Origin of the sequence: Rugosimonospora africana, from assembly GCF_016862975.1 — a bacterium.
In the GTDB taxonomy this organism is placed as follows: Bacteria; Actinomycetota; Actinomycetes; order Mycobacteriales; family Micromonosporaceae; genus Rugosimonospora; species Rugosimonospora africana.
This window is the reverse complement of record NZ_BONZ01000097.1, coordinates 13,818-29,827: the sequence shown is the minus strand read 5'-3', so window position 1 is coordinate 29,827 and position 16,010 is coordinate 13,818. Positions and strand designations below refer to the sequence as shown.

Sequence of the window (16,010 nt, the reverse complement as noted above, 5' to 3'; positions counted from 1 at the left end):
AGTGCTCGGCCGAAGAACCTCCGAGCCACAGCGGCGTCTCGGCGGTCCGAGACCGGCACGTCGATGACCTGCCCGTACTGGTCGACCGCCCGGTACACGTACTGCCAAACTCCGTTGACCTTGACGTAGGTCTCGTCGACGTGCCATCTGTCGCCCGGCGAGTGGCGGCAGAGCTGGGCGGCCACGCTCAGCAACGGTGTGAACCGCTGGACCCATCTGTACACGGTGACGTGATCGACTTCCACGCCGCGTTCGGCCAACAGTTCCTCAACGTCGCGATAGGACAGGTTGAAGCGTAGATACCAACGCACGGCGACGACGATCGCCTCGGGCGGGAACCGGAAACCCGCGAACGCCGACCTCGCAGGCAACCACGGAACAGATCGAGTCGATGACTTCACTGCTCAAGTCTGCCCCGATCTTGCCAACGCTCAATGCAAGAGAACCGTCAATGAGTTCGTCGAACACCATAGTCTGCTCACGATCACGCACGGATAAACAGGGCTCCTCTTGTGGCGGACGATGCAGGCAACCGTACCTCCGGCATGTCGACCAACGCCCTCGGCGCGGCGGCGGAAGCCAGACATGAGATCCGCGCATTCGCGGTAACGAACAGTGCCCAGCACACAATCGCTCACCCGACTAGGTTAGAACCACGACGATTCGTAGAATCAATCGAGGCAAGCACGACCAGCATGGTCTCGGCTACCGCGATCGACGTGCTCCGCGCACGCCAGCCGAAACCAGAACGCCGCTGCGTCGACCCACCAGTTCCGCGAACCCCTGAGAGTGGCAACCGTGACCTCGTACACCATCACCATCACACCCGACGACAGCAGTGGGGCAAGTACCACACTGCGACTGGACACCAGCGCCGGCGACGCCACGCTGACCGACCTGCACCTGCACGCGGCGGCTGGCCTGGCTACCGGGGTACTCCCCTCCATCGACTACAACCTGCTGCTGCGAGCCATCGCGCCGACGACGCCGACCCCCGTACTGACCGCCATGCCAGCGGCCGAGGCAGTCGACGCCGCACCGGCAATGGTGCAGGGGCAGGCCTCGCCGAGCGAGGCGAGCACGTCAGCGGCCAAGCGCGCGCCACGTAAGGCCCGCGCCGCCAAGGCTGCGGTTGCGGCCACCCCAGTCGACGCGCCGGCCGTCCCGGCTAAGGGGACCCGGTCGCGCGCGGCCAGCAGGGCCACCACCGCGCCGGCCGCCCGGGCAGTCCCGGCCAAGGCGACCGCCGCTGAGGCGACTCCGGCACGTCGCCGACGCTCCGCGGCGACCAAGGCGACCGCCGCGAAGTCGACCGCGAAAGCGACCAAGGCGACGGGAGTGAGCGCCGACACCACCAAGGCGAAGAAGTCAACCAAGACCGCTCCGGCCAAGAAGGCCGCGACCCGGAGCACTGCGGCGGCGGCCAGAGATCGGGCGTACCGGCGGATGCCCGACGACTTCGCGGTCGTGCTCCAGCAGGCCGGCAGCGCCGCGGCGGTGGCCGAGCACTACAACGTGCCCCGGCACACCGCATACGGCTGGATTCGCCGTCTGCGTGCCTCCAAGGCCACGGCCGCCAGCTGATCAGCGACGAGCTGCATCGGCCGTTTCCGCAGGATGCCGCGTTCCCCTGCGGCATCCTGCGGCTATCCGATCCGTCTTCGCTGCGGACGCGGCGTGGCCTCCGGGTTTTCCAACCCCCGGTCCATCCCGCCGGTGAGAGGAAGTCGGGATGCGTTGGCGTTCAGGCGGACCGCGCGGTGCGGAATATTCTCCGCGCCCGGTACGCCCGATGCTTCGGCTTCTGGTTATGCCGCTTCCGCGTCGTGCCGGACGACCATGCGACCGGTCAGGTCGGAGAGACCGGCGTGTCCTGGGTGTTGCCGCGCGTCCCTGTCGGTGTGCTGGGGGCCGACGATCGTCGCGGGTGCGATCTCGCGATTCGCGCGGATGGTCTGCCGCGTGCGCCGCAACGCGGTGATCAATCGGTCGATTCCGGCCATGTTCAACTCGGCGCCGCCGTCGCCGCCTGCGATCTGCAGGTAGGCGAAAGGGTCCGGGCTCATCGCACTGTTGCAGAGCAACGTGGACGGTCCCGGAAGTCGGGCCGATCGTGAAGGGCACATCGGCGAGCGTGCAGTGGTGCAACAGCTCGTTGCCCGGCGGACGGGCATCCTTGATCTCGAATTTTAGGTGTCCTTCACGCCATGGGGCGCGTCGCGGGCACAGGTAGCGCGCCCAACGGCCGTCGCGGACGGCCGGGAGGGGATGAACACCCGCCGCGCCGGCAGCGGCTGGCACCCGCCATTCCTCAATTCGGCGGCCAGCTCATCAAGCAGCCGGGCAACCCCGTACTCCTCGACCTGGGCCAGAATGGTCTTGTCGACGCCCGGCGCACCGTAGTTACGGCGCACCGCGACCCACGCCCGCCACAAGACGTCTCTGCGGAAGACCTTGTCCCGCAGCGCACGGAACCGACGTCCGGGATCGGCCTTGGCCGCCCGGCACAGCGCATGCCGCAAAGCTCGAACCGGGTCCAACACGGACCCCGACGCGGCGGGACTAGCCAAAACGGCACTCACCGGGCCCCCCTTTCATCAGCAATAGGCATCGACGAAGCAGCGGCCCTTCCCATCACCGACGGTTATGTTGTCCGCCCGGCTCAATCGGTACTACGGCCGCCTCCGACTCCCTCTCGGCCAGCCATCCACTTCCCGAGGCCATCGGTTATAGGACACCGCGCTCCGGCGACACTCCGCAGGGCACCGAGCCGGGCAGGGTCTCCCCAGTTCCCGCCGCCACCATCTGAATGTTCCGCACTCCATACGCCGGGGAGTTCCTCGCGGCTGCAATCCAGGACCTACCCCGCTTCCATGGCCTTCGCCCTGATTTCGGGGGCTCGGCGCTCCCTCTGCCCCACCCCGTAGGGCGAGACCTCTAACGACGCCGCAGGCTTCGCGTCATGCTACGGACCGCGCAGTCGCTCCCCCTGACAAGGCTTTCGACGCTGGGCTTCGACCAGGTCCGTTTCCAGACCCAGCCGCCAGCCTGCTACCGGGCCTCCTGGCAGCTACCCGGACCGGACTCCTACCGGCGGGCGACGACGAGCTTACGACCCCAGATGAACTACACACTCACCTCCAGGTCCGCTGGGCGCACGAAAGACCGAGGTTAGTTCCTGGTGCACAGGCCGCCAGGTGATCCGGCGGATCCCGCCACTCCGCGTCGGGTGGCGGGATCCGAGTGCGAGGGGTGTCAGCAGGTTGCCGAGCCGCCGTTGGCCACGGTACGGATGGTGGAGCTGTCGCGGATGGCCACGAAGTTCTTGGTGTACGCGTCGAAAACCGTCGAATTCTCGATCTGCAGCAGTGTTTCGTCCGACTGACGCAGGGAGTTCGTACTCCAGTTGTGGCTTCCCGTCCACACGATCTTCCGGTCCGGCGCGCCGTAGTAGTCGCCCTCGACCTCGAGGTACTTCGAGTGGATCCAGATACTGTCGCTGTCGCAGTAGTAGCGCACCAGCGGCCCATGGTAGCTGCCCGCCGCCTTCAGCAGGTCCTTCATCGACGTCACCTGAAGCGCGTTCGACGGGTCGTAGGTCATCGCCACCTCGACGTAGCATCCCGCTGCGTCCAGCGACCACAGCTTGCTCGCCAGGTAGTCACGGCTGAAGATGTCCATCGCGACCCGGATGATGGTGCGGTTCGTGCCGTCCTGCGTACCCACGACGGAGTTCCCGAAACAGCTGACATGGTCGAGGACCGTCTCGATGGTATCCTCGCTCGGGTCCTCGTACGGGCTGTCCCCGGAGGTTTCCCGCCGCGGGTAGTGGTGCACCTTCGCGTCGCCCGACGCCACCGGTACCCGAGTGTCGTAGTAGTTGTTGTTCGGCTTCTGCTCCTTCTGGTCCTCGAAGTAGGCGTTGTAGTCGTTCCAGATGCCCGTGTTGCCGACCAGGATCAGCGCGTTGTTCCAGCCCTTCAGGCCGTCCCGCCCGTTGTGCAGGTTGGCCGAGGACTGCACCACCACATCGGTCGCGCCGCTGGTGGAGGAGAACAGGAAGTACTTGTTGTGGTTGATGGCGTCCACGCTGCCCAGCACCCGGGTGCCGATACAGCCGCGATCCGCCGGGCAGGCCAGCGCCCAGGAGGCCGCGGACAGGTTGGTACCGAGGTCACCGGCGAGCGTGGTCCACGGCCCCAGCGCGGTCTCCTTGTGGTCGAAGATGACCTGCACGCCGACCCCGCGGTCATGGGCGGCCACGAGCGCGTTCGGGATGGTGCTGTCGTCCGCGTAGTACATGGACATCCGGATCCGCGCGCCGGCCGGGGTACCCTCGATCAGCGACGTGATCTTGTCCTGGATGGTGGAGTGTCCACCGTCGACGGTGGGATCGTTGAACACCGCCCCGGTAACGACGGTGGCTGCCTGCGCGGGCAGTGTGGTCAGCCAGGCAGCGAGGGCAATAATCGCCACGAACCCGCCGCCGATCGAAAGTTTTCTATGAGACATGGCGTGAAACCTACCGGTGCTGCGGTGCTCCGTCTAACCGTTGTCGGCGCACACCGTCCAGGCGGCCGCACCGTACCAGTCAGCAGGTAAGTGACCTCCTGCAGTCGAGGCATGCGGCAAGGATCCCCTAGCTGGTGGACCGGCCGTTGAACGACTCACACGTACCGTTCTGCCAGGGGGAGCCCGGGTCGATGAGGGAATCCGGATTCAAGACGGTCGCCGGACCGCGAGCAAGCATGGCGACCAAATCCCAGACGATCGTGACCAATGCCATCACCACCCTGAAGTACGCGGAGAGCGCCAATCTGCTCAACAAAGTGAGCCCGCCGCTGACCATGAGTGAGCTGAACCAGGCCGAGAAGCGCGCCCAGACCATCGCGGCGGTGCACATGCAGGCCGAGAAGCAGTACGCGAGCCTGCTTGCCGACTCGGGCACGTTCGCGAGGGACAACGCGGCCAGTACGGGCCTGAACGAAGGCGACCTGAAGAACATGCTGCTGGCCAGCGCGGAGCCAACAAGGACAGCCTGACGCCCGCGCAGCAGACCCAGATGGCGGCGTTGTAGCAGGACCGGACCAACAGCGGCAATCTTCGGGTCAACGCCGATACCTTGGCGACCCTCCAGAGCAACCACCTCGAAGACCTGGCTGGCTGGCAACGCCTGGGGGTCAACAACCTGAACCTCGGCAACGGTTCGGTCGGCGACCGGATCAACACGATCGCCACCTCCGGCGACCACGACCAGATCGGCACCGTCGCCCTCAACCACTACCTGAACGCCGCGCGCTCCGATTACGACAAAGGCAAGCTCGTCTCCGAGGACGACGTGATCAAGCAGGCGGCGCAGCATCAGAACAAGTCGCCGAAGTATGTGCAGGACATCGTGAATTGCTACAACACGAAGAAGCCGCAGTCGGCGCCGTCGATGTTGAAGGCGTAACGGACCGGCCTTGGCAACCACGCAGCGGTCAGCGGCGCCAGAGCGGGCAGCGGTCGACGTCGCGGTGGCGCTGGCCGGTTTAGGGCTGGCCGCCGCGACACGTCGGTGTGCGTTCAGACAGCCCAGTAGAACGAGTGCACAGTCCGCAGAAAAGTGTCGTTGACGGGCCAGGTGCTGTCTGCCGTGAGGATCCGGCAGACGCCGGTGTAGTTGGTGCCGGAGCACAAGACCAGCAGAGGACCGCCCGTCAGGGTCTTGTTGACAACATCGCCGATGTTGCCGAGGACCGGCAAGTTGAATCCGTTGGCTCCGGAGCCCCCGCCGTTGAACACTTCGGCGCTCAGGTCCGGAACCGAAGTTCCGACCGGATACCAGGTCGTCGCGGAAGGATGTCCGTTGAAGAGATTCACCAGGTAGAACAAGCAGGCCGAGTTGAGGGGACAGGTCGTCGACTGGCCGACCTGCGCCTGAGCCGTGGCCGCGCCCAACGCGATGACCGGCACGGCGGCCGCGACCGCGACCGCGACGGACAACAGAATTCTTTTCAAGCGCATCAGTGATCCTCCCGATCAGCACTTGAGGTCGATTGCCCGCCAGACACATGGCCTTGCCTCGTCTATCGGGCCTCATCACTATATGAGGCCCACCAACTGTCACCCTTGCTGTCCCGGACATGTCCGGACACGGGGCGAACATTCACCAAGGTAGCGGAGTTGTCCGCCGTGACGCGCACCGGACAACAGCGGACACCCGGTGTGCACGGTGGGTGTCTTACCACCCGGCCCGGGGTTCGATTCGTTCCCACAGCCCGTCCAGCACGATCCACGGAGGATGCTCACCCTTCCTCGCAGTCCAAGATCGTATCGACCGTCCACCCAGGACGAGACCCCAAGATCCGTTTCGTGAGGACTTCTTAAAGCACAGGCACGGCCGGCGTCATCGCCCGGCGACCGCCGATGACACGGCGAACCTGCGGACGTTGGCAACAGCAGATTCCCGGCCCGTCGGCGAACCGCCAGCCGACCAGTGACGGCGCCGTGGGAGCAGGCCGAGTGGCCTGTACCGCCGGCATCGTCAGATTGCCTGCGGCCCGTTCCACACCCCGGTTGCGCCTGCCCAGGTGACGGTCAGCGTACCCTCCGCATTAACGGCGAAGACATCGATCTGATCTAGGCCGAACTGTTGAGACGCCGCGACGCCGGTGCCGGTAGGGAGAGCGCCGGGCTGGCCGATCGGTGTCGGTCCAAACCATGGGCCAGCGGCCTGCACCCAGGTGACGGTCAGCCTGCCCGTCTGGTCAATGCCGAAGACGTCGGTCGTGTTCGCAGCCCCGAACTGTTGCGAAACCGCGAGGACGGTGTCGGAGGGGAGCGTGGTGGCGGCCAGGTTCCCAGGTCCGTGCCACGGCCCGGTTCCGGCCACCCAGGCATTGGTCAGGTTACCCGCCGCGCTAACGCCAAACACATCGGTTTGGTTGGATATGCCGAACTGCTGAGAAGCTGCAACAGGCACGCCGAAGGCGTATCCGCCGGTGCCGATCACCTGCGGGCTGGACCAGGCACCCGCCCCCTGTACCCAGGTGACGGTCAGCTGGCCGGAGATGTTGACGGCGAAGACGTCGGTCTGATTGGGCGCCCCGAACTGCTGGGAGACCGCGACTTCGCCAGCACCCGGGAAGATGGCACCGCTGAGAATGACCGGTCCGTTCCACGAACCGCCGTTCTCCGACCAGATGACGGTCAGCTGACCCTCCGCGTTGATAGCGAAGACGTCGGTCTGGTTGGCCGCACCGAACTGCTGGGAAATCGCGACTGGGGACCCGAAATCGTAGGTGCTGGCGTTGCTGATCGCGGTCGGTCCGTGCCACGTGGTGCCGGCCCCGTCTGTCCAGGTGACCGTCATCGCGCCGGCGATGTTCACGGCGAATACATCGGTCCGACCGGGCGCGCCAACCTCTGGACCGGCCGCGATCGCCCCACCAACGGGAAACACGCTGCGATTGGTGATCGGGGCGGGGCCCTGCCAGGCGCCGGCACCATCCACTTTGGCCAGAGTCAGCGCGCCGCCAGTGTCGATCGTGAATACGTCGGTGCGGTTACCGGCGCCGACCTCCCGAGTCGCGGCGATCGGGAATCTCTTCAGCGGATGGACGACGCTGGGGGAATCCGGAGCCGCGCTCGCCGGGCTCGGCCGCCCCCAGGTGGTCAGTGGCACCGTGGCGACCGCCGCCAGGGTAATGATCGCCAGAAACCTCTGCGCTGTACGCATTGCATCTCCTCTTAAATCCGGATACCGGCCAGATACGTCGGCGGCCGGTGCCACCGGGAGGCCCGGCGCACCGGCCGCCGTCCGGCGACTGGGCTGCTTCGGATGCCGGCGCGGTACACCCGCAGTGCGTGAGTCCGCAACCGGTGTGCCCACATCGTCCCCTAATGAGCATTCGGTGTGCGCTCAGGCACCGACACCCCAATAGAATGAGTGCACACTGAGGAGGAACGGCGTGTTGATGATCTCACTGTCTGCCGCGATGACCTGGCAGAGGCCGGTGTAGTTGGTGCCGCTGCAGAGGACGACGTAATACGTCCCGGTCGTGTTTAGGTTCTCGGCAGTGCCAATGTTGCCGACGACCGGAAGGTTGTATCCGTTGTAGTCGGGGTTCCCGCCGTTGAACACTTCGCCGGTCAAGTCCGGCATCGGGGTGCCGGTCGGATACGACGTGAACGCCGACTTGTGTCCGTTGATTTTCGCGGGGTAATACAGGCAGAGGGCGAAGAAGGGGCAGGTCGGGTTGCCGACCTGCGCCTGTGCCGGGACGGCGCCCAACGCGATGACCGGCAGAGCGGCCGCGAGCGCGACCGCGGCCGACAACAGGAGTCGTTTCAAGCGCATCAGTGATCCTCCGATCGGGACGTGGAGTCGATTGCCCGCTAGACACAAGACCTCGCCGATCTATCGAGCTTCATCACTGTATAGGGTCAACCAACTACCACCCTCGTTATCCCGGACACGTCCGGACACCGGGGAACATTCACCAAGGCGGGGTGCGTTGTCCGCCGTGGCGCGCACCGGACGACAGCGGACAGCCCGGTCCGCGTGGCCGGTACCTTCACATAGCCCGGCTGGCGGCGTAGGCGCGCAGCAGGTCGTGCATGCCGTGCCGGCCACCCATCGTGGGATGGATGAGGTGGGCGCGGGCGAGCATATCGAGGCTACGCTGCGCCGTCGAGAGGTCGCCGTTGACCAGCGCGGCCGTGTCGTAGGCGTCGAAGTCCGCACCGGAGTACAGGCCGAGCAACCGGAACGTGCGGGCCACGTCGAGCGGTAGCCGCCGGACCGACCAGGAGAAGATGGCGCTGACCGCGGTGCGGGGGTCACCCCCCGCGTCCAGCAGTTCCAGCCGTCGCTGCCGGTCGGCCAGTTCGTTGCCGAGTTCGGTGAGGGTGCTGGCAGGCCGGGCGGTAGCCAGCTCGGCGGCGTTGCGCAAGGCGAGCGGCAGCTGCGCGCAGCGCTCGGTGAGGGTGGCGACGGCGCCGGGTTCGGCGTCGGCGCGCGGGCCGATCAGCCGTCGCAGCAGGGTGTGCGCGTCGGCGGAGGGCAGCACGTCCAGGCTGATTCGATGCGCACCGTCCCGGGCAATCAGGCCGGCCAGGCTGTCCCGGCTGGTGACCAGCACGGTCGCGGAGGCGGTGCCCGGCAGCAGCGGCCTCACCTGGTCCACTGTGGAGGCGTTGTCGAGCACGATGAGCATCCGCCGGCCGGCGATCGCGGTGCGGTAGCGGGTGGCCCGCCCGTCGAGATCCAGAGGGCGCTCGGGATCGGGTACGCCCAACACGCCCAGGAAACGGGCCAGCACGTCGGCCGCGTTCATCGGCCGGTCGGGGTCGTAGCCGCGCAGGTCCACATAGAGCTGCCCGTCAGGAAAGCGGCTCGCGGCCCGGTGTGCCCATTCGATGGCCAGAGCGGTCTTGCCGGCACCCGCTGTCCCGGACACGACGGCGACCACCAATCGGCCGTCGCCGCCAGGCTCATCCACGACGGCGCTCAACGCCGACAGTTCGGCCGATCGCCCGGTGAAACAGCGCACCGCCATGGGCAGCTCCCGCGGCACCGCCCGCGCGCCCGGTGCCGCGTCACCGGCCGCCTGGCCCTGCGCCCTGGGGCCGCCGGTGGTCCGGCCGCGCCGGCCGGCAAGCCGCAGGGTGTTGTCCACAGCGGAGTATCGGGGCCGCCAGAACTCCACCACGCCGACGCCCACGGTGACGTACTGCAACCGGCGGTGCGCTCGGGCGTACTCGTGACAACACCCGATCAGCGCGCGTACCACCGCCCAGTCCGGCAGCCGGCGGACCTCGCCGCCGAGGATCGCCCCGACCTGGCTCTTGCCCAGTCCTACCCGCCCGCTCAGGACCCGCAGGCTCGGCCCACCTGCCTGCTCCCAGAACAGGCGCAGATCACGGCAGAACTGTTGGAGAAGCTCCTCCGCGGCGTCCCCGACTATCGGCGCGCCTGGATCGGACGGGTGCAAGCTGTTCATCACGGATTCCGTTCGTGACCGGCGCGGTGCTGCCGTCACCGGCCGGCGCCGCCGTCTGACCGCCGGCCGGTGTCCTTCCGGCGTAGCTGTTGGTCGGCCCGGCGGTCGTCAGCGGAACCGGATGGTGATTCCGCCGTCGGGGGCCAGGCCGGCTACCGTCACGATGCGTACCGTGTCCGGCAGCCGCTCGACCGTGTACGTGGCATCCTCTTTTACCTCCGGGTTGCCGGCGAGTACCACCACCGTGGCGTGCGGGTCGCCCCGGTACCCGGCGCCCGGGCCAAACGCGAGGAAGTCCGGGCCGACCTCCCGAATCTCGGCATTGGCCCAGTGCAGCGTCCATGGACCGACCACAAGGGACAGTGGCAGCATGTATCCGGTGCGGGGCGGGACCGACAGCGGGTAGCCCTCGTTGAGCGGTTCGCCGTTCAGACCCATCCGGACGCTGGCCCGGTACCCCGTGACGTTGAGGACATGCAGCAGCCGCTGCCCGTCAGGCGTCGCCGTCGTGGTGGCCAACACCCCGGGTACGCTGCTGTCCAGCGCCAGCCCTGGTGCGGCGCCGAGCCGTCGCACCGCACGGCCGAACAGCTGGGGATCGGCCGGCAGTTCGGCGGTCAGCAGTACCACCGCACCGTCGCCGAACGGGATCTCGGCGCCGCACATCGCGCCGGCGGTGTCGGTCAGGATCGGCGTGCCACCGGCCGAGGCGAACGTCTGGCGCCAGCCGGCGCGCAGTTCCGGTTGCGGTGCGGCCCAGCCGCTCGCCAGGACGGACGGGTAGCAGTGCGGCCCGTCCCGGAGCAGGTCGCCCGGGGTGACGCCCAGGGCGTCCACGAGCGCGGTGCACGGCCGGCCGTCGAGGTCGAGCACGGGCAGCCGCCCGAGCAGGAGCAGCCCGCCACCGCTGCGGACGTGTTCCAGCAGGCCGTCCTGCAGGCTCTGCGCGAGATACCGCCCGGTACTCAGGGCGAGCACCGCCCCCGGGGCCGGGGCGTCGCGTTGCAGGTGGACGGCGCCGAACCGGTATCCGGCCAGCAGCAGAGAGCGGGCCAGCGCCTTGCGGGCGCCGGCGCCACGGTGCGCCCGCAGGTCGACGACGGCGTCGGTCATCGCGGCGCTTTTCGGATGGTGGTATTCGGTCAGGTACGCGTCGAGGACGAACGCGAGTTCGACGCCGTCGTGCTCTTCGCGCATCCGGGCCAGCCACGGTTCGTTGGCGTGCACCGCGGCGATCGCCCGTGCGGCCGGCTCGTACCCGAGGCCGACCTGTCCCAGCGGTCCAATGGGAGCACCGGTGCCGTGCCATTCGCCGGTGAAGCCGAGCCGGTCGTTGCCGTCACCGACCGCCTCGTCGAGCGGCGGGTTCACGCCCCCGCCGAACAGGTAGTAGTTGATCAGGCGTACCCCCTGCGTGACGCACAGGCGCGTCTTGAGCTCCACTGTGGACGGATCGTGCAGCTGCTCGTACCCGCCGGAGTAGTCGCCAGTACCCGCCTCGAACTCCAGTGACGTCAACGGCTGGTCGGCGTCGTGCACGGCGTCCATGAAGGCGTTCATCACGTACAGATCGGTCGCCGTGCTGATGGTCAGCTCGCCGAGGTAGTGGTCGGAGCCGGACAGCATGCCGGGAACGCCGGCGTACGCCTCGACGAGCTGGCTGATCCCGATCGGAAATGCGGCGCCGTCCCCGCCCTCGGTACCGTGGATGTTGATGGCGAACGGAATGCCGGTGACGCCCCGCTCCTCGGCCAGCTGCCGCAACTGCTGGCAGTAGCGGGCGAACCGTCCCCGCATGAAGGTCCCCAGATCCTGGCGCAGCAGCCCGGCCCACTTCTCGTTGGGATCGCGTACCGCCCGGGGCCAGCCCGCACGGTCGGCGGGTCCGACCGGATAGGGCCCCTGCCCGCCGTACTGGGCGAGCACCCAGTGCCCGAAGTCGGCGAGGGCGTTGTCGGTCAGGTCGGGGCTGTTGGACACCCAGGCCAGCATTCCGATCTCGTTGTCGAGCTGCACGGCGATCACGTTGCCGCCGCTGGGTTGCAGCCGCGCCGCCAGGACCGGCATGACCGCGTCGTACCACCGGGCGCACTCGGCGAGAAAGGCCGGTGCCAGGTAGTCGACGGTGCTGGTCGGCGCCGGCGCACCACCCCAACCGAGCGGGACCACTTCTGGATGTTCCCGGTACACCCGGTACGGGATCCCCTCGTTCTTGAGTTCGGCCATCACGAAGGGTCCCGGGCGGGCCACGAACCACAGGCCCTCCTGCCGGCACAGGTCGATGAAGGCGCCGATGTCGCGCTCCGGCCGGGTGCGGCCGGTGACATCGATCGTCGCGTCGGGTAGCTCGTGGAACAGCCACGGCAGGTACGAGGCGACCGCCCTGGCGCCGGCCTGCTTGAGCAGCCGGATGCGTCGCCGCCACTCGCCCTCGGGTATCCGGAAGTAGTGCAGCTCACCGCACATCACGATGCGCGGAACGCCATCGATGTGGATGCGCTTCTCGGTGATCTCGATCATCTCAGGCCGTCTCCACAGTCAGTTCGGCCGCGTCACCGGCGCCGGCCAGCAGTTCGCGCACACCGACGCGGCTGACCCGTACCCCCGGTGCCCGGTAACGGTTGGACAGGGGGCTCGACACCAGCGCCCGGTCCGCGACCGATACGCGCCGCACGCCGGCGCCGGTCCGCCCGACCCGGAATGCCAGGCGCAGGCGCTCGCCCCCGTCGATCGTGACCTGCGCCCGCAGCCCGTCCAGCCGCGGGTCGAGCACCGGATCGAGTTCGAGCGCGTCGCCCCGGCAGCGCACCCCCAGCAGGCACTCGACGAGCAGGCGCAGGAACAGCCCGGGCCCGGACGAGTAGACCCGCCAGCCGCCCTCGAAACCGACCTGGCCGGCCATCAGCTCGTGGTACCGGGCCGCCGCCTGGTACCGGTCCGGGAACGCGCCGTCGGAGGAGGAGAAGTAGCAGGTCGACTGGCGGCGGCGGGCGAGCGGGACCCGGTCGGTGATGCCGACCGGATGCGCCAGGCTGAGCGCCGTGAGCAGTCCCGGCCCGTCGCCGACCCGGGCCAGTGCCTCCGCGTAGCGCAGGTGCGCGTGCGTGTACATGAGGCCGATCTCCCTGCCCCAGAAGCTGGCCGCCTCCGCGCGCCGGAACGTCGTCATCGGGCCGCCGGCGTACCGGGCAGGTCGGTCGAACAGCCGCGCGCCGTCCGGGCCGAGCAACTTCTCCCGCAGGGCGGCCAAGTGATCCTGTGCCTGCCGTGGGCTGAGCAGATCGGCGCTGATCGCGTGGATCCACGGCAGTATGCCGTAACGCATCCCGGTGACCGTGTCGTCCGGATGTACCAGTGGCTCGGCGGTCCCGTCGTCCCGGAACATCAGGTAGCCGGGCAGCAGTGCGCGGGTGCGCAGCAGGTCCTGCAGCGCGGTCTCGGTGCGGCCGGCCAACTCCGCCGCCCGCCGGGCCTGATCGGGCGCGGCCGCGCATCCCCGCAGCCCGGTCGAGAGCGAACGCAGCGCCTGGACCTGCAGCACGGCCGTCCATACCGAGGCGAGGTGCTCCCCCATACCGAGGGTGGCGGGCTGCATGGCGTCGTTCCAGTCGCCGCGGCCGTAGGCGGAAAAGGGTGTGTCCAGGATCCGGTGCGCGTCGATGTGGTCCAGCGCCCGCCTGATGTGCTCGCCGATCCGGCAGGGTGCCGTTGGACCGGCGTCGCCGGCGAACGGGATCTCCTCGTGCACCAGCGTGGCGTCCGCAGTCGCCTGAAGGTAGTCACCGATGGCGAGTAGGGGCCAGAACACCACGTCGCCGTGTGAATCGTCCTGCCCGGCGTGCGGCGCCGGCGGGAGGAACTCGAACGCCTGGGGCCAGTCGCCGCGCTCGTGCTGTGCACCGGTGACGCGCAGCAGCAGCTCACGCAGCACGTCGGTGCGGCCGAGCGTGGTGAGCAGGGCGACCGGGCCCTGGCAGACGTCGCGGGTCCCCCAGCCACCGCCGGAGTACTGTTCCAGGCCGCGCGGCGACAGGTAGTGGATGAGGGCGTTCTGCGCGTACCAGGGAATGATTGCCTGCAGCCTGGCGACCTCGTCGTGCAGGGGGGACGAGCCCGGTGCGGCCACCACCACGGCCCCGCCGAGCCGGCGCCAGAACGTCGCCGCGTCGCCGACCGGCGGCGCCGGCGGTCCGTTCGAGGGCCCGGGCTCGTCCGCGCTTAACGTCATCGACCACTGCCTGGACGGCGACACCCGCAGGCACACCCAGCCGGTGTCGCGGCCTTCGCCGTCGTCGAACAGCGGCTCGTCGGTGGTCGAGGTGACCCGCAGCGCGGGATCCCAGCCGATCCGCAGGCACGCCTGTCCCGGCACCTGCACGCCGACCGAGGATGCGGCCCGGAGCACGCGGACGCCCGACGGCCCGTCGCCGCCCACCTCGGTGGGCGGGATGTGCAGCGCCACGAGCATCTCCCGCGGCGGACCGGCCAGTACCTCCACCTCGAGCCCGAGTTCGTTGGCGTGGCTCGGCGCCCGGGCGGTGAGCTGTACGACCAACCCATCGACGGCGGCGTACCGCCACACGCAGTGGTCGGGGTGCATGAGGAACGCGCTCGGCAGGTCGAGCAACTCCCAGCGGCCGGGCCGGCCGGCACCGGCGAGGAAGACCCGCAGCCCGTGGCCCGCCTGGAGGTCGAGGTAGCCGCGCCGGGGCGAGAGCAGCGGCCACCGGCCGACGTGTCCCCGGGTGACGTGCGAGTGGAAGACACCGCGCATCCACACGGTTGAGGTAAGCGCGGCGGAGTCCGGTAGCAGGGCCGCGCCGGTACGCAGGATGTGTCCGTGGGGTCGCAGGACCCGCTGCTCCTTCGCGGCCGTCACTACGTGGCCGCCATCCTCGGCGAAGAAGCTGAGCACGGTCGCGCCGTCCATCTCCAGGTGAGTGCGGGCGCGGCCGCCCAGGCTGGTCAGCTCGTCGTCGCCCAGGTCGCGGACCGCCAGCGGGCGCACCGGCGCGAACACGGTCGCCACCGCGGCCCGGCCCGGTTCGGGCGTGAGGGCCGACGCATTTTCCCCTGCGGAGGCCCGAGGTGTCGGAGGTGGTTCGTCGCCGTCCCGCGCCTCCGGTTGGGCCAGGGCATGCCACGCCCACCTGGCGTCGGCCGGGCCGGTCGCCTCGGGATGGTCGGATAGATAGACGCCAAAGAATTGGGTGGTAAGCTGCCCGCCGGGCGGGAGCATCGCGGTGGCGCGCTGCAACGCCAACGTGGGGTGCTCGTGTTGCAGACGTTCGCTCAGCAGGCGTGGACGGTCGAGCGCTGGGAAACCGCCTGGCGTCGCCCGCAATTGCAAGGCGTCCGAGGCCCAGGCGTCGCCGTGCGGCGCGCCGACCATCAGCCACGGCGAGCAAGAGCCGGGCATGTTCTGCCGGGCCGCGAGAGTGGTGCCCAGACCCGCGACGACGACCGGGCTCAGATCCAGGTACTGGGCCACGTAGTACTCGTTGGTGCGCACCGCGGAACCGGGCGCCAGGGCCGGATCGTGGGTGAGCACCAGGTCGACCGCCGCCGGCGCGGACCCGTCGTTGGTCAGCGTCACCGCCCAGAACCAGGCGGGCGTGCGGCTGGCCAACCGGAACCGCACGGTGTAGGAAAGCCCGCGCCAGCTGCCCGACAGGCGGGGCCCGAGCGCGCTCCACGCCACGGTGCTGGGGCTGGCCGGCCCGAGCAGCGGCGTCCACTCCACCCCACCGGCCGCGTGGCGGCGCAGCCACAGGTTCGCCGGCCCCGGTTCCAGCTGCGTCGCCGGGTACATCAGCAACCAGACGCCGTCGACCTCCAGTGTGGACAGGCAGCCGGCCGCGGTGAAGGACGCCGTCATCCCGGATGGGCTCGACAGCGAATTCGCCGCGCCGCGCGGCGTCTTGGTAGCAGTCACAATTGGTTTTTCTATCACCGCCCGCACAGCCTTACCACAGCTGAAGCCGCGGTAAATAAAGGAAAGTAGTCGGGGTGCCCCGGGAAAGT

At 68.8% G+C, this 16,010-nt stretch carries 13 protein-coding genes; 3 read left to right on the top strand and 10 right to left on the bottom strand.

The features are described from left to right. Positions 1-371 (bottom strand): IS6 family transposase (locus Raf01_RS42915; protein WP_203923900.1); only part of this gene is annotated, 371 nt, incomplete at its 3' end. Positions 372-798: 427 nt separating this feature from the next. Between Raf01_RS42915 and Raf01_RS42910 the strand changes: the two genes are divergently transcribed. Then, on the top strand, positions 799-1,584 hold the full coding sequence (locus Raf01_RS42910) for a hypothetical protein (RefSeq protein WP_203923899.1): 786 nt from the start codon (positions 799-801) through the stop codon (positions 1,582-1,584). Between the two features lie 224 nt (positions 1,585-1,808). Here Raf01_RS42910 and Raf01_RS42905 read toward each other — a convergent pair whose 3' ends face one another. From Raf01_RS42905 to Raf01_RS42895, 3 genes are all read right to left on the bottom strand, one after another. Then, positions 1,809-2,066 (bottom strand): hypothetical protein, encoded by a 258-nt coding sequence (locus Raf01_RS42905; protein ID WP_203923898.1) that lies wholly within the window; start codon positions 2,064-2,066, stop codon positions 1,809-1,811. A 123-nt stretch (positions 2,067-2,189) separates the two neighbouring features. Beyond that, positions 2,190-2,522: a hypothetical protein gene (locus tag Raf01_RS42900; RefSeq protein WP_203923897.1), complete on the bottom strand. Its 333-nt coding sequence runs from the start codon at positions 2,520-2,522 to the stop codon at positions 2,190-2,192. A gap of 733 nt (positions 2,523-3,255) precedes the next feature. Beyond that, positions 3,256-4,512: a phospholipase D-like domain-containing protein gene (locus tag Raf01_RS42895; RefSeq protein ID WP_203923896.1), complete on the bottom strand. Its 1,257-nt coding sequence runs from the start codon at positions 4,510-4,512 to the stop codon at positions 3,256-3,258. Positions 4,513-4,703: 191 nt separating this feature from the next. On the opposite strand from Raf01_RS42895, the gene Raf01_RS42890 reads away from it, so the two are divergent. Together Raf01_RS42890 and Raf01_RS42885 are read left to right on the top strand one after the other, a co-directional pair. Beyond that, positions 4,704-5,042 carry a hypothetical protein gene (locus tag Raf01_RS42890; protein WP_203923895.1) on the top strand — a complete coding sequence of 113 codons (339 nt, stop codon included), beginning with the start codon at positions 4,704-4,706 and terminating at the stop codon, positions 5,040-5,042. Positions 5,043-5,122: 80 nt separating this feature from the next. Then, positions 5,123-5,452 (top strand): hypothetical protein, encoded by a 330-nt coding sequence (locus Raf01_RS42885; RefSeq protein WP_203923894.1) that lies wholly within the window; start codon positions 5,123-5,125, stop codon positions 5,450-5,452. Positions 5,453-5,565: 113 nt separating this feature from the next. On the opposite strand, the gene Raf01_RS42880 is transcribed toward Raf01_RS42885, so the two are convergent. The 6 genes from Raf01_RS42880 to Raf01_RS42855 all read right to left on the bottom strand — a co-directional run bounded on the left by Raf01_RS42880 (position 5,566) and on the right by Raf01_RS42855 (position 15,921). After that, complete coding sequence (locus Raf01_RS42880; RefSeq protein ID WP_203923893.1) at positions 5,566-6,006, bottom strand: hypothetical protein; 441 nt, start codon at positions 6,004-6,006, stop codon at positions 5,566-5,568. 520 nt (positions 6,007-6,526) lie between these two features. Beyond that, positions 6,527-7,720 carry a BP39L family lectin gene (locus Raf01_RS42875; protein WP_203923892.1) on the bottom strand — a complete coding sequence of 398 codons (1,194 nt, stop codon included), beginning with the start codon at positions 7,718-7,720 and terminating at the stop codon, positions 6,527-6,529. 183 nt (positions 7,721-7,903) lie between these two features. Then, positions 7,904-8,341, bottom strand: a complete 438-nt coding sequence (locus Raf01_RS42870) for a hypothetical protein (protein WP_203923891.1) — start codon at positions 8,339-8,341, stop codon at positions 7,904-7,906. 217 nt (positions 8,342-8,558) lie between these two features. Next, positions 8,559-9,986, bottom strand: a complete 1,428-nt coding sequence (locus tag Raf01_RS42865) for an NB-ARC domain-containing protein (RefSeq protein ID WP_203923890.1) — start codon at positions 9,984-9,986, stop codon at positions 8,559-8,561. A gap of 108 nt (positions 9,987-10,094) precedes the next feature. Next, positions 10,095-12,506 carry a beta-galactosidase gene (locus Raf01_RS42860; protein WP_203923889.1) on the bottom strand — a complete coding sequence of 804 codons (2,412 nt, stop codon included), beginning with the start codon at positions 12,504-12,506 and terminating at the stop codon, positions 10,095-10,097. Position 12,507: 1 nt separating this feature from the next. Next, positions 12,508-15,921 (bottom strand): GH36-type glycosyl hydrolase domain-containing protein, encoded by a 3,414-nt coding sequence (locus tag Raf01_RS42855; protein ID WP_203923888.1) that lies wholly within the window; start codon positions 15,919-15,921, stop codon positions 12,508-12,510. Positions 15,922-16,010 lie beyond the last annotated feature (89 nt).

Bases quoted from the DNA above. Each gene is read 5' to 3' on its own strand.
- Raf01_RS42905 (WP_203923898.1), bottom strand. From the start codon at position 2,066: ATGAGCCCGGACCCTTTCGCCTACCTGCAGATCGCAGGCGGCGACGGC.
- Raf01_RS42895 (WP_203923896.1), bottom strand. From the start codon at position 4,512: ATGTCTCATAGAAAACTTTCGATCGGCGGCGGGTTCGTGGCGATTATT.
- Raf01_RS42890 (WP_203923895.1), top strand. From the start codon at position 4,704: ATGAGGGAATCCGGATTCAAGACGGTCGCCGGACCGCGAGCAAGCATG.
- Raf01_RS42880 (WP_203923893.1), bottom strand. From the start codon at position 6,006: ATGCGCTTGAAAAGAATTCTGTTGTCCGTCGCGGTCGCGGTCGCGGCC.
- Raf01_RS42875 (WP_203923892.1), bottom strand. From the start codon at position 7,720: ATGCGTACAGCGCAGAGGTTTCTGGCGATCATTACCCTGGCGGCGGTC.
- Raf01_RS42870 (WP_203923891.1), bottom strand. From the start codon at position 8,341: ATGCGCTTGAAACGACTCCTGTTGTCGGCCGCGGTCGCGCTCGCGGCC.
- Raf01_RS42865 (WP_203923890.1), bottom strand. From the start codon at position 9,986: ATGAACAGCTTGCACCCGTCCGATCCAGGCGCGCCGATAGTCGGGGAC.
- Raf01_RS42860 (WP_203923889.1), bottom strand. From the start codon at position 12,506: ATGATCGAGATCACCGAGAAGCGCATCCACATCGATGGCGTTCCGCGC.